Below are 12,550 nucleotides of genomic sequence, written 5' to 3'. Positions count from 1 at the left end.
GCTGTGCACGGCAAGTGACGCACACCACGGTTTGCCCGGCCGGCTGTCTCACAGGGTGAGCAGCATCGCGAACATGGCCATGCCCATCGTCAGCCGGCAGGCGAGCGCCAGCTCGGGCCGCTTCGCCCAGGCGCTCCCGGCGGGGCCGCCGCCCCCGCCCGCCGTGGGGCTGGCGGCCACCGGTATCAACCGGGCCCCCGACCGCAGCACGTACACCGCGTAGTAGGCCAGCAGCAGTCCGGTCAGCAGGGGTACGCCCCCGGCCGTCGCCGCGACCCCGTGGTCCATGTGCCCGCCGTGCGCCGAGCCACCGCCCGGTGCCATCGTCAGAGCCATGTAGACCATCGCCGAGGACCCCACCAGGTGGTGCAGATGGTGCCTGCTGCGGCGGGAGAACCACAGCGCCCGCAGCGAAGCCGCGCCGAACAGCGCCGCGTACACCGCCCACGCCCACGCGGGGGGTGTCATGACGGCCGCCGGCAACGCCATGGCGGCCATGCCGAAACCCATCAGCGCCTCCGCGCGCGCCGTCCTGCGTCCCTCCCCGGATTCGCCGCGGGTGCGCAGCAGGCAGTACGCACCCGTCGTCGCGCACAACGCCATCAGCAGCCAGCCCGACATCGCCGGTCCGTGCACAGCGCACCTCCCCCAATTGCCGCACGCTCCAGATCGATGCCCGGACAGGGACCGTCGTACGCGGCGCACTGAGGTACAAGGGGAGCGCGCGGAGGGAGTGTTCCCGCCGCGCGCTGTGCTTCCGCCCCCTCGTCAGCCGAGCGTGAGGGACTTGAAGGCGCGTGCCTGCTCGGTGATGGCGCGCTCCGTGGGCAGCCGTTCCATGGACGAGGCGCCGAAGAAACCGGCGATCCCGGAGGTGTGGTCCAGGACGTAACGGGCGTCCTCGGGTTCGGCTATCGGCCCGCCGTGGCAGAGCACGATGATGTCGGGATTGACGCGCTTGGCCGCGTCGTGCATGTCCTGCACGGCGGCGGCGGCCTGATCGAGGGTGAGCGCGGTCGAGGCGCCGATGGACCCCTTGGTGGTCAGCCCCACGTGCGGGACGAGCACATCGGCACCCACCCGCGCCATTTCGGCGGCCTGCTCGGGGTCGAACACGTAGGGCGCGGTGAGCAGATCGCGTTCGTGGGCCTGGCGGATCATGTCGATCTCCAGGCCGAAGCCCATGCCGGTCTCTTCGAGGTTCTCGCGGAACCTGCCGTCGTACAGACCGACGGTGGGGAAGTTCTGTACGCCGGTGAAGCCGACGGCCTTCAGCTGGTCGAGGAAGTTGCCCATGATCCGGAACGGGTCGGTGCCGCACACCCCGGCGAGCACGGGGACGTCCCGCACCACGGGCAGGACCTCGCCCGCCATGTCGAGCACGATGGCGTTGGCATCGCCGTAGGGCAGCAGACCCGCCAGCGAACCCCGGCCGGCCATCCGGTACCGCCCGGAGTTGTAGATGATCAGCAGATCGACGCCGCCGGCCTCCGCACACTTGGCGGACAGGCCGGTGCCTGCGCCTGCGCCGATGACGGCCTGGCCGGCCCGGACCTGCTCGGTCAGGCGGGCCAGGGCTTGCTTGCGGTTCACGGATGGGCTCCTTGTTCGGTCGGTGTGTTCTCGCTGCTCGGACGCTCGGGGCTCAGACGTTCGGGTGCGAACGGCCCCGGGCGGTGATCAGCTGGTGGAGGTGGTCGGCGGCGGCGACGGCGAACGACGGGTCGTTGAGGTGGGCGCCGATCTCACGCAGATCGACGGCGCTGCCCCGCAGGGCCGTGCGCAGGGACGCCAGACCGGCCGCGTCGGCCTCCGGGTCGCGGAAGGGGCCGCCCGGGGCGTCCACGGCGGAGACGCCGCCCAGCGGCCAGAGGACGGCCGTCGGGCCGTGTGCCGAGGCCAGCTTCCGCCCCATGGAGGCGCCGAGTTCGGCCATCTCGTCGGCCGTGGTACGCATCAGCGTGACGGTGGGGTTGTGCACGAGGAGATGGCGTTCGGCGAAGCGTTCCGGAACGGTGTCGGCGGCGCCGAAGTTGACCATGTCCAGCGCGCCGGGCGCGACCACCTGCGGCAGGCCCGCCCGGCCTGCCGCGGTGAGCCGGTCGGGGCCGGCGCTCAGCACGCCGCCGACCAGATCGTCCGCGAGCTCGGTGGTGGTCAGGTCCAGGACACCGGCGAGGAACCCGCCCGCGGCGAGCTTCTCCAGTGCCCGGCCGCCCGCACCGGTGGCGTGGAAGACCAGGACCTCGTAGCCGAGTTCGTCCAGCCGCTGCCGGGCGGCGTCGACCGCGGCAGTGGTGACGCCGAACATGCTGGCGCCGATCAGCGGACGCCCCTGGGGCTCCGGCCGCTTCAGGTTCCGCTCGTGGTGGATGGCCATGCCGGCCGCCGCGGCCGCCGCGTTGCCCAGGATCTGCGACGAGACGGAATTGATGCCCGCCACGTCGACCACGCTGTACATCATGGTGATGTCGCTGCTGCCCACGTACGGCGACACGTCCCCGCTGGCCATGGTGGACACCAGCACCTTCGGAACGCCGATGGGCAGCGCCTGCATGGCACGTGCGGCGATGAACGACCCTCCGCTCCCGGCCACGGCCAGCACCGCGTGCAGCTGTCCCTCGCGGTGCAGATCACCGACGATCCGTTCGACACCCTCGGCCATGGCGGTCACTGCCGCACCGCGGTCCCCGGCGGCGCGCAGTGCCTCCAGGCCGTGCCCGGCGCGGCGCGCCACGGCGGCGGCGTCGATGTCGCCCGTGGGAGTGCCCACGGGCGACGGCATCACCCCGGCATCGACGAGCACCACGTCGCATCCCGATTCACGGAGCCGAGCCGAGAGCCACGCGTACTCCGCCCCTTTGGTGTCCAGTGTCCCGACGAGCACCACGGTCGCCATGTTCCTGCTCCTTTGCAACGGCGTTCTCCCGATCATGTGTGAGCCGTCGGAGGGCGGCAAAGACCACTTGACGGCAATTGGCCTGCGGCGGGCGATGATGGGGGGCATGGACCGGATTCCTCCCACCCGGCTGTCCCGCCTGCTGACCGGGTGGTCCAAGGACGGCACGGGCGTGATGCCGCAACTGCTGGCGGAGGCGCTGCGCGAGCTGGCGCAGCGCGGGGACGTGGCACCGGGCACGGTGCTGCCCTCGCAGCGCGCCCTGGCGACGGCGCTGGGGGTCAGCCGCAGTACGGTGACCGCCGCGTACGGCCTGCTGGAGGCCGAGGGGTGGCTGGAGAGCCGGCAGGGCAGCGGCTCCCGGTTGCGGGGTTCGGGCGCGATGGGCGAGCCAGCGACCGAGGGGCGGCTGGCCAGCTTCGGGACCAGGGACGGCGGCATCGACCTGTCCAGCGGCGCGCTGGACGGCCTGTCCGCGGTCGCGGCGGCGGTCGGCGACCTGTCCGCCGGCGACCTCACCGCCGCGCTGACCGGCGACGGCTACCTCCCGTACGGGCTGCCCGAGCTGCGCGAGGGCATCGCCGAGTACCACCGGTCGGCGGGCCTGCCCACAGCTCCGGAACAGATCCTGGTGACCGCCGGATCCCAGCAGGCCGTCTGGCTGATCACCCAGGGCCTGGTCGAGCCCGGTGACACGGTGATCGTGGAGGACCCGACCTACCGCGGCGCACTCGAAGCGCTGCGCGCCCGCGGCGCCCGGCTGGTCCCGCTGCCCGCGGACGGGGCGCACGGCGCCCGCGCACTGGCCCGGCTGGCCGGCCATGTCCGGCCGCGCCTCGTCTATCTGCAGCCGTCCCTCCACAACCCCACCGGCCGCGGCATGGACGAGCCCACCCGCCGTGCCTGGGCCGCCGTACTGGCCGAACAGGGCCTGTACACGGTGGAGGACAACGCCTACGCCGAACTGTCCCTGCACCACGACGCCGCGCCGGTCTCCCTGGCCGGCCTGCTGCCGCCCGCCGCCACGGCCACCGTCGGCACCCTCTCCAAGCTCTTCTGGGGCGGCCTCCGGCTGGGCTGGATCCGCGCATCCACCACGGTCATCCGCCGCCTGGCCGACATCAAGAAGTCCGTCGACCTGTCATGCCCGGTGGTGGACCAGATGCTGGCCGTGAAACTGCTCCGGCAACTGCCCGAGGCCCGGACCAGGCGCCGCTCGCGGCTGCGTGAACGGCTGGCGGAGACCGAACGACTCCTGCGCGACCGGAACACCGGCTGGCGATGGGAACGGCCCGACGGGGGCTCCGCCCTCTGGGTGGAGATGCCGGGCGCCGACGCCGAGGCCACCGCCCAGCTGGCCCGCCGCGCGGGCGTACTGATCGTCCCCGGCCCGGCCTTCTCCGCCGTGGACGGCTTCCGCCACCACGTGCGCCTCCCGTTCGCCGACCACGACGGTGGCCTGGAGAAGGCCCTGCCCGTGCTCGTCGACTGCGCGGAGCGAAGCCGCGCCCCGCACTGACGGCGTCGCCGCCCACAGGGCCCGGGGACAGCCCTCAGGGGCGATATCGCAGCGGATGATCCGCCGGTACTTCCACCATCACGATCCGGTGTCCGTCCGGATCGCGGATCCACATCTCGACCAGCCCCCACGGCTCACGCACCGGCTCCCGCAGCACTTCGACGCCGCGGGCCGACAGCTCTTGGTGCGCCGACCGCACGTCCGCGACCTGCATCCACAGTTCGAGACCGGGCACCGGAGGCTCGGCGGCCCGTCCGGACACCTCCAGGAAGCCCCCGCCGAGGAAGTAGACCGTGCCCCGCTCGGGGCCGGTGCCGAACTCGCGGTAGACGGGCAGCCCGAGGGACTCCCCGTAGAAGATCCGCGATTGCTCGGGATCGGCCGGGCGCAACAGGATCCGGCTGCTCAGTACATGAACCATGGATCCGAATCTAGTTCGGGACACCCGGGTTACGCTGCTCCGGCACGGTCCGCAGCAGAGAAACGGAGAGCCACCGCCATGGACACAGCCCCCGCCCAGGATCCGGGACAGCTGACCTTCCGCGACGCGGCCGACGCCGATGTGCCCGCACTGGTGGCGCTGATCGAGTCGGCGTACCGCGGGGACTCCAGCCGGGCCGGCTGGACCACCGAGGCGGACCTCCTGCAGGGGCAGCGGACGGACCCGGACGGTGTGCGGCAGGTTCTTCGAGCGCCCGGCAGCCGACTGCTCGTGGTGGAGCGCGACGGTGCGCCCATCGCCTGCTGCCAGCTCGAACACCGCGGTGACGCCGCCTACTTCGGGATGTTCGCGGTCCGTCCGGAACTGCAGGGTGCGGGCCTCGGCAAGGTGATCATCGCCGAGGCCGAGCGCACTGTCCGGGAGAGCTGGGGGGTGCGCGAGATGCACATGACCGTGATCTCGGTGCGCGAGGAGCTGATCGCCTGGTACGAGCGGCGCGGCTACCGCCGTACGGGAAAGCTCAGCCCGTTCCCGTACGGCGACGAGCGCTTCGGCGTTCCGCAGCGCGACGATCTCGCCTTCGAACTGCTCGTCAAGGACCTGGCCTGACCCACCCGGCAGTTCCAGGGCCCTTGATCAGGCGGTGAAGCGGCCGGCGCGGCGGATCTCCGGGTAGTCGGTGGTCGCGCCGTCCAGCCGCAGGGCGCGTGCCAGCCGCAGATGGTCCTGGGTGTTCACCACCCAGCCGATGACCTTCAGCCCCTCGGCGTGCGCCTGCTCGGTCACCTCCAGGGTGAGACGGCGGATGTTCAGTGCCAGCGTCGCCGCACCCACCGCCTTCGCCCGGTCCACCACGTCGCCCTGCCAGCGGCTCGCGATGAGCACGGTCCGTACCCCCGGCACCAGCCGGGCGATCTCGGCCACCGCCTCGTCGTGGAACGAGGACACCTCGACCCGGTCGGTGAGATCGCGTCGCAGCATCACCCCGGCCAGCGCGCGGGCCGCGGCAGCGTCCTTGATCTCGGCCTGGACGGGGGACCGTACGGCGTCGAGCACCTCCTCGAAGACCGGCACCCGCTCGCCCTGCCCGGCATCGAGTTCACGCAGTTCGGACAGGGTCTTCTCATTGATCGGCCCCTTGCCGTCCGTCGTACGGTCCACATCGGCGTCGTGCATGACGGCCAGCGCGCCGTCCTTGCTCAGATGAAGGTCCAGCTCGATCGCGTCCATCCCGGCCCGTTCGGCGTGGACGAACGAGCGCAGGGTGTTCTCCGGCTCGACACCCATCACTCCGCGATGTCCGATGGTGAGAAAAGACAAGGCAACCCGCTTCCGTCGACGGCGTCCTCCGTGTGCGGCTCCTACCCACGAGGCACTACGGCATTACGGCAATCCGGCAGCCTAACGGCCTCCGGAGCGGAGCGGTGAGCGGACACCCGCGGCGGGCTCCCAGTCGATGGAAGTGGCTTCCGGAGACGTTCCTCACAGGAAGAATCGCGGTGACCATGGGGGTCGGCAGGATAATTTTCTGGGGCCCACTTGTCCCAAGGAACCGCACATGGATACGGTTGCTTAACGCGAGGTTCTCCCGTGGAGGAAGTGTTATGACGGAAATTCTTGTGCAGGAAGCCGCCGCAGGCGGCATAGCTACGGACCAGCGGGTGGTCGATCATCCTGCCTGGCCCGCGCTCAAGAATGCCGTGGAGGAGATCCGACCCTGGCAGTCGAAGGACGGTTCCATCGACTTCGAGGCCGAGGGCGCGCCGTCCCCGGAGGCCGCCCGGTCGACGCTCGACCGCGTGATCGCCGCGGTCGAGGAGCTCTCCCCGCTGCTGCCGCACGACGCCGCGTACCACCGTGCCCTCGCCGCGGACCTGCATCGCTGGGCCACGGACGGTTTCGGCGTGCCGGACTTCCTCGACTCGCTGCTCGCCTTCCAGCCGGCCAAGGACCGCACCGACGGGCTCCAGCACCTGGTCGTCTTCGCGATGTACACGCAGAACGGCAACCCGGACCGCAACCTCGAAGCGGTCGTGCTGCGGATGGTCTGGCCCGAGTGGCTGGCCGAGCTCGAAGCGACCCGCTACGACAACCCGCTGTTCTGCGGCATCACCTTCGAGGGCTTCACCTCGGGTTACGACACCAACTCCGCCGTGCTCTTCCCGGAGACCATCGCCGTGCGCGAGGCCCCCGAGCGCTTCAGCTGGGGCGGCATCTTCTGCGACCGCGAGGCGGCCCGCTTCCGCCGGGTCACCGAGGCGTCGGTCGAACTGCTCGGCGTCGAGCTGCCCGACGACATCCGGGAGATGGTCGCCGACCAGCAGCGCTGCGAGCAGGCCTTCGTGCTCTGGGACATGGTCCACGACCGGACGCACAGCCACGGCGACCTGCCCTTCGATCCCTTCATGATCAAGCAGCGCCAGCCGTTCTGGATGTACGGCCTCGAAGAGCTCCGCTGCGACCTCACCGCCTTCAAGGAGGCCGTGAAGCTGGAGGCCGACGGCTTCGCCCAGGGCCGTGACGTGCAGTACGCCGTGCTGTTCGACCGGATGTTCCGCTTCCCCGTCACCGGCGAGCGCGTCCGGAACTACGACGGCCTCGGCGGGCAGCTGCTCTTCGCGTACCTCCACAAGCACGACGTGGTCCGCTGGACCGACAACACCCTGAAGATCGACTGGGACCGGGCCCCGCAGATCACCAACCAGCTCTGCGCCGAGATCGAGAAGCTCTACCGCGACGGCATCGACCGCCCCAAGCTCGTCCACTGGTTCGCCGCGTACGACCTGGTCTCGACCTACCTCGCCCCGCACCCCGGCTCCCGCTGGGCCAAGGGCCCCGACGCCCTGGACCTCTCGCAGCCGCCGCGTAAGCTCGTCGACGATGTGCTTCCGGACGAGTTTCCCCTGAGCATGTTCTATGAGGCGCTCTCCAAGAAGCTGAAGAACGTGATCGCCTCGACCAAGGGGATCACCGCCGCGGATGCCGAGCGGGCAGCCGCGTGAGCGCCGGGTCTGAGGAGGCGGTGGCCATGAACGGAAACGGCAGGGGCAACGGGAGCGGCGCTCTCGAAGGTGCCGTGATCGCGGTCGCCGGGGCCGCGGGCCCGGCCGGCCGCGCCGCACTGCTGAGGCTCGCCGAGGCCGGCGCGACCGTCGTCGGCTCCGACGCGGACGCCACCCGCCTGGCCGAGGCGGTCGACGCCGCGCGCTACGGCCACGGCGGCGCCACCGTCACGGGTGACACGGTCGATCTCCTGGACCTCGGTGCCACCCGCGAATGGGCGGCCAAGACCGAGAAGGAATTCGGCCGGATCGACGGTCTGGTCCACCTCGTCGGCGGCTGGCGCGGCAGCGCGAGCTTCGCCGAGACCGACCTCGCCGACTGGAACCTGCTGGAGAAGCTGCTGATCCGCACGGTCCAGCACACCTCGCTGGCCTTCCAGGAAGGTCTCCAGCGCAGCGACCGGGGCCGCTATGTGCTGATCAGCGCGGCCGGGGCGAGCAAGCCCACCGCGGGAAACGCGGCCTATGCCGCGTCGAAGGCGGCGGCCGAGGCCTGGACGCTCGCGCTCGCGGACGCGTTCCGCAAGGCGGGGGGCGACGAAGGGCCGAGGACCGCGGCTGCGATCCTGATCGTCAAGGCACTGGTGCACGACGCGATGCGCGCCGAGCGCCCGAATGCGAAATTCGCGGGCTTCACCGACGTCAAGGAGCTGGCCGATGCCATCGCCGGCGTCTGGGACCGGCCCGCCCCGGAAGTGAACGGAAAGCGCCTGTGGCTGACCCCACAACCGTAAGGACCGACGCGCGGCGCCACCACGACCCGCAGATCCGCGGTTTCGCCAGCGACAACTACGCGGGCACGCACCCGGAGATCCTCGCGGCTCTCGCCCTTGCCAACGGCGGTCACCAGATCGCCTACGGGGAGGACGAGTACACCGAGCACCTCCAGCGCGTCATGCATAGTCACTTCGGCCCCACCGCCGAAGCCTTCCCGGTGTTCAACGGAACCGGCGCCAACGTCGTCTCCCTCCAGGCGATGACCGACCGCTGGGGCGCGGTGATCTGCGCCGAGTCCGCCCATATCAATGTGGACGAGGGCGGCGCCCCGGAGCGGGTGGGCGGCCTCAAGCTGCTCACCGTGCCCACCCCGGACGGCAAGCTCACCCCCGAGCTCATCGACCGGCAGGCGTACGGCTGGGACGACGAGCACCGCGCCATGCCGCAGGTCGTCTCGATCGCCCAGAACACCGAGCTGGGCACGGTCTACACACCCGACGAGATCCGCGCCATCTGCGACCACGCCCACGGACTCGGCATGAAGGTCCATCTGGACGGGGCCCGGATAGCCAACGCCGCGGCGTCGCTGGACGTACCGATGCGTACGTTCACCAACACCGTCGGCGTCGACGTGCTGTCCTTCGGCGGCACGAAGAACGGGGCGATCTTCGGCGAGGCCGTGGTCGTCCTGAACCCGGACGCCGTCCGGGCCATGAAGCACCTGCGCAAGCTGTCGATGCAGCTCGCGTCGAAGATGCGCTTCGTCTCCGTACAGCTGGAGGCGCTGCTCGCCGGGGACCTCTGGCTGCGCAACGCCCGGCATGCCAACGCGATGGCCCAGCGGCTCGCCGAGGGTGTGCGCGCGGTGGACGGTGTGGAGATCCTCCACCCGGTCCAGGCCAACGCCGTATTCGCCCGGCTGCCCCACGAGGTGAGCGAGCGGCTGCAGAAGCGCTTCCGCTTCTACTTCTGGGACGAGGCGGCCGGCGATGTGCGCTGGATGTGCGCCTTCGACACCTCGGAGGACGACGTCGACGCGTTCGTCCTCGCCCTGAAGGAAGAAATGGCGAAGTAGCCAAAGCCGAATAAGTATGCGACCGACCGGAAAGTCATTGACGCCCGGTCGGTCGCATACTTACGCTCGGCGGCCATGGAGCTGATCCAGCAGGTCCCGCAGCTTTCCGCCTATCTCGCCGCCGACGAGGCCATCGACCACGAGCACCCGCTGGTGCGGGAGACGGCCGCCGAGCTCCGCGGCGCCACCACCGACGCATACACGTACGCGGCCGCCGCCTATGCCCTGGTACGCGACAGCGTCGTGCACTCCGCCGATTCCGGCGACATGCGGGTCGCCTGGCGCGCCTCCGACGTCCTCGCGACGCGCAACGGCATCTGCCATGCCAAGTCGCACGCCCTGGCAGCCCTCCTGCGCGCGGCGGGCATCCCGGCCGCCCGGAGGCCGGAGAAGTGGACTACCCGGTCCTCTACGCGGCGCCGCATCCGGCGGTCCTGCGCGGCCTGCGGTCCGCCGAGAACCGCCCGCAGCTGTGGCGCACCCTTCCCGCGGTGCTCTGAACCGGGCGGCCGCACCCCGGAGCGCGGATCACCGTCCGCACCCCGGAGTGACGTTTCGGCCGTGACCGCGGACCGGCCGCGTCAGCTCTTCTCCCGCACCTCGGCGGGGGTCGGGGCCGTACCGCCGAGGTGCGCGGGCACCCACCAGGTGTCGCTCGCGTCCTTCGGGCGCACGGGATAGGCGCGCTGGGCCGCCTCCAGGAGCTCCTGGACCCGCTCCCGCAGCCGCCGGGTGATCGCGCCGGCGTACTGGTCGGTAGGTGCCTCCACGGGCTCGCCGACCCGGATCGTCACCGGCACGTGGTCGCGCTTGAAATTGCGCGGCCGGCCCTTGGTCCACAGCCGCTGCGTCCCCCACAGCGCCATCGGGATCAGCGGCACGCCGGCCTCCTGGGCCAGCCGGGCGGCGCCCGACTTGAAGCTCTTCAGCGTGAACGACTCCGAGATGGTGGCCTCGGGGAACACGCCGACGATCTCGCCGGAGCGCAGCGAGGCGAGCGCGTGCGCATACGCGTCCTCGCCCTGCTTGCGGTCGACGGGGATGTGCTTCATGCCGCGCATCAGCGGTCCGGAGACCTTGTGCCGGAAGACCGATTCCTTCGCCATGAAGCGGACGAGCCGCTTCTGCGGCAGGGCCGCGAGCCCGGTGAAGATGAAGTCGAGATAGCTGATGTGGTTGCTTACCAGTACCGCGCCACCGGTCTTCGGGATGTGCTCGGAACCCTGGGTGTCGATCTTCAGGTCAAGCGCCTTGAAAAACGTACGAGCGGCGCCGATGACCGGCCGATAGACGAGTTCTGCCATCTGGGGAAGACCCTTCTTCAGCGCCTGAGGAGGGTTCTCCCGGCGGAAGTTACGCAGCCGTAGGTTTGCGGCATTGCGCCGATCGTGCCCCATGCGCGACGCGGTGGCCAGTCTCCGAGGGCTCGGGGCGCGAGATTCTCGTCACGTGGAACCTCCGGGAATGTCTCGCGGGCCGGTGGCGCTGACCTCTTGCGATGAGCTCTGACAGGAGGCCGAGGGTGGACGGGCAGACACATGGGGGACCGCTGGACGCGGCCCGGCTCGGCGCGCAACTGGGGGAGCGGGCAACCCTCGTGCAGTTCTCCAGCGCGTTCTGTCAGCCCTGCCGGGCGACCCGCCGCACGCTCGTCGAGGTGGCGCGCATGGTGGACGGCGTGGCCCATGTCGAGATCGATGCCGAGGCGCATCTCACTCTGGTGCGGGAGCTGGGGATCAGCCGGACGCCGACCGTTCTGGTCCTCGACGCCGCCGGCCGGATCGTCCGCCGGGCCGTCGGGCAGCCGCGCACCGTCGACGTGGTCGCCGCGCTGGGGCAGGCGATGTGACGGACCGTGACGCATCTCCCACATTGCGGAACACTCTTGACTGCACCCACCACGCATCGTCAGTCTGACGTTATGCCGCCGGAACTCCTTCTCTACGGCCGGGTCCACGTGGATCTCGCCCGCAACGCGAGTGCGCGCTGTCCGGGTGCCTGAGCAACCACGGCCCCGTACGCCTCTTCCGCAGAAGGACATGTCCATGACGGCTTCGCCCGAGCTCGGTACCCCGCGCCAGGCTTCCCCCGAACTTCTCCGCTCGGTCTTCCGGCAGCACGCCGCCGGTGTGGCCGTGATCACCGCCGCCGGCGACCGGCCGGTCGGCTTCACCGCCACCTCCCTCAACTCCGTCGCCGCCGAGCCGCCGCTGCTCTCCTTCGGGGTCGGCACCTCGTCCTCCAGCTGGCCGGTCATGGCCGAGGCCGAGCACATCGGCGTCCACATACTCGGCGAGCATCAGCAGGAGCTGGCCGCCACCTTCGCCCGCAGCGGCGCCGACCGGTTCGGCCCGTCCACCTATTGGCGCAGTGGGCCCGAAGGAGTGCCGGTGCTCGACGGCGTACTGGCGTGGCTGGTCTGCCGCGTGGTCGCCCGGGTCCCGGCGGGGGACCACCGGATCGTGATCGCGCAGGCCGTGGTCGGCGATCCGGCCGGAGGCGGTCGTCCGCTGATCTATCACCAGGGCCGTTTCAACGCTCTGCGGGACTGACAGCGCCCAGACGGCACTTGGGCGCAGTACGTTGGGCATATCACAGCTCCAAGCGCTTGCTCATGGGTGATCCACTGGGTGTACTGGCTAGTAATATTTCCGGTCGGGGCGTCGGTCGCCCCGACCGGAATCCGCCCCATCAGGCGCCTATGCTGCGAGCAACAAGGCAGCCCCGGAAATGACGATGCAGTAGGAGAGCCGGCGTGAGCTTGAGGATCGTTGTCTGTGTGAAGTACGTGCCCGACGCCACTGGTGACCGGCATTTCGCCGATGACCTGACGGTG

At 70.6% G+C, this 12,550-nt stretch carries 13 protein-coding genes and 2 pseudogenes; 9 read left to right on the top strand and 6 right to left on the bottom strand.

Going from position 1 to position 12,550, the window contains the following annotated elements; all coding sequences use genetic code 11:
* Positions 1-48 precede the first annotated feature (48 nt).
* From ACFV8T_RS27870 to ACFV8T_RS27860, 3 genes are all read right to left on the bottom strand, one after another.
* On the bottom strand, positions 49-636 hold the full coding sequence (locus tag ACFV8T_RS27870; protein WP_385332567.1) for a DUF5134 domain-containing protein: 588 nt from the start codon (positions 634-636) through the stop codon (positions 49-51).
* Between the two features lie 132 nt (positions 637-768).
* Positions 769-1,593 (bottom strand): phosphoenolpyruvate hydrolase family protein, encoded by an 825-nt coding sequence (locus tag ACFV8T_RS27865; RefSeq protein ID WP_385332565.1) that lies wholly within the window; start codon positions 1,591-1,593, stop codon positions 769-771.
* Positions 1,594-1,645: 52 nt separating this feature from the next.
* The gene (locus tag ACFV8T_RS27860) at positions 1,646-2,899 is read right to left on the bottom strand and encodes a Tm-1-like ATP-binding domain-containing protein (protein WP_385332562.1); all 1,254 of its coding nucleotides are present in this window, start codon (positions 2,897-2,899) and stop codon (positions 1,646-1,648) included.
* A gap of 106 nt (positions 2,900-3,005) precedes the next feature.
* Between ACFV8T_RS27860 and ACFV8T_RS27855 the strand changes: the two genes are divergently transcribed.
* Positions 3,006-4,418 (top strand): PLP-dependent aminotransferase family protein, encoded by a 1,413-nt coding sequence (locus ACFV8T_RS27855; protein ID WP_385332560.1) that lies wholly within the window; start codon positions 3,006-3,008, stop codon positions 4,416-4,418.
* A 34-nt stretch (positions 4,419-4,452) separates the two neighbouring features.
* Here ACFV8T_RS27855 and ACFV8T_RS27850 read toward each other — a convergent pair whose 3' ends face one another.
* Positions 4,453-4,839, bottom strand: a complete 387-nt coding sequence (locus tag ACFV8T_RS27850) for a VOC family protein (protein WP_385332557.1) — start codon at positions 4,837-4,839, stop codon at positions 4,453-4,455.
* Between the two features lie 78 nt (positions 4,840-4,917).
* On the opposite strand from ACFV8T_RS27850, the gene ACFV8T_RS27845 reads away from it, so the two are divergent.
* Positions 4,918-5,469 carry a GNAT family N-acetyltransferase gene (locus ACFV8T_RS27845; RefSeq protein ID WP_385332554.1) on the top strand — a complete coding sequence of 184 codons (552 nt, stop codon included), beginning with the start codon at positions 4,918-4,920 and terminating at the stop codon, positions 5,467-5,469.
* A 27-nt stretch (positions 5,470-5,496) separates the two neighbouring features.
* Here ACFV8T_RS27845 and ACFV8T_RS27840 read toward each other — a convergent pair whose 3' ends face one another.
* Complete coding sequence (locus tag ACFV8T_RS27840) at positions 5,497-6,147, bottom strand: glycerophosphodiester phosphodiesterase (RefSeq protein WP_385332833.1); 651 nt, start codon at positions 6,145-6,147, stop codon at positions 5,497-5,499.
* Between the two features lie 317 nt (positions 6,148-6,464).
* Here ACFV8T_RS27840 and ACFV8T_RS27835 point away from each other — a divergent pair, with 317 nt between their 5' ends.
* The 4 genes and pseudogenes from ACFV8T_RS27835 (at position 6,465) to ACFV8T_RS27820 (ending at position 10,214) form a co-directional block, all read left to right on the top strand.
* Positions 6,465-7,862: a DUF6421 family protein gene (locus ACFV8T_RS27835; RefSeq protein WP_385332551.1), complete on the top strand. Its 1,398-nt coding sequence runs from the start codon at positions 6,465-6,467 to the stop codon at positions 7,860-7,862.
* Between the two features lie 26 nt (positions 7,863-7,888).
* Entirely contained in the window at positions 7,889-8,656 is a 768-nt protein-coding gene (locus tag ACFV8T_RS27830; protein ID WP_385332548.1) for an SDR family NAD(P)-dependent oxidoreductase, read from the top strand.
* On the top strand, positions 8,635-9,714 hold the full coding sequence (locus tag ACFV8T_RS27825; RefSeq protein WP_385332546.1) for a threonine aldolase family protein: 1,080 nt from the start codon (positions 8,635-8,637) through the stop codon (positions 9,712-9,714). Before ACFV8T_RS27830 ends, ACFV8T_RS27825 begins: the two co-directional genes overlap by 22 nt.
* A gap of 75 nt (positions 9,715-9,789) precedes the next feature.
* Positions 9,790-10,214, top strand: a pseudogene (locus ACFV8T_RS27820) (transglutaminase domain-containing protein).
* Between the two features lie 81 nt (positions 10,215-10,295).
* Here the strand turns inward: ACFV8T_RS27820 and ACFV8T_RS27815 are convergent.
* A complete protein-coding gene (locus ACFV8T_RS27815) occupies positions 10,296-11,018 on the bottom strand; it encodes a lysophospholipid acyltransferase family protein (protein ID WP_329820638.1) in 723 nt (240 codons plus the stop codon).
* A 218-nt stretch (positions 11,019-11,236) separates the two neighbouring features.
* On the opposite strand from ACFV8T_RS27815, the gene ACFV8T_RS27810 reads away from it, so the two are divergent.
* The 3 genes and pseudogenes from ACFV8T_RS27810 to ACFV8T_RS27800 form a co-directional block, all read left to right on the top strand.
* Positions 11,237-11,563 carry a TlpA family protein disulfide reductase gene (locus tag ACFV8T_RS27810; RefSeq protein WP_385332543.1) on the top strand — a complete coding sequence of 109 codons (327 nt, stop codon included), beginning with the start codon at positions 11,237-11,239 and terminating at the stop codon, positions 11,561-11,563.
* A gap of 196 nt (positions 11,564-11,759) precedes the next feature.
* Positions 11,760-12,266, top strand: a complete 507-nt coding sequence (locus tag ACFV8T_RS27805; RefSeq protein WP_385332540.1) for a flavin reductase family protein — start codon at positions 11,760-11,762, stop codon at positions 12,264-12,266.
* Positions 12,267-12,469: 203 nt separating this feature from the next.
* Positions 12,470-12,550, top strand: a pseudogene (locus ACFV8T_RS27800) (electron transfer flavoprotein subunit beta); the annotation flags it as partial.

Origin of the sequence: Streptomyces sp. NPDC059832 (genome assembly GCF_042731715.1) — a bacterium.
Taxonomy (GTDB): domain Bacteria; phylum Actinomycetota; class Actinomycetes; order Streptomycetales; family Streptomycetaceae; genus Streptomyces.
This window is presented reverse-complemented; position numbering and strand designations above follow the sequence as displayed.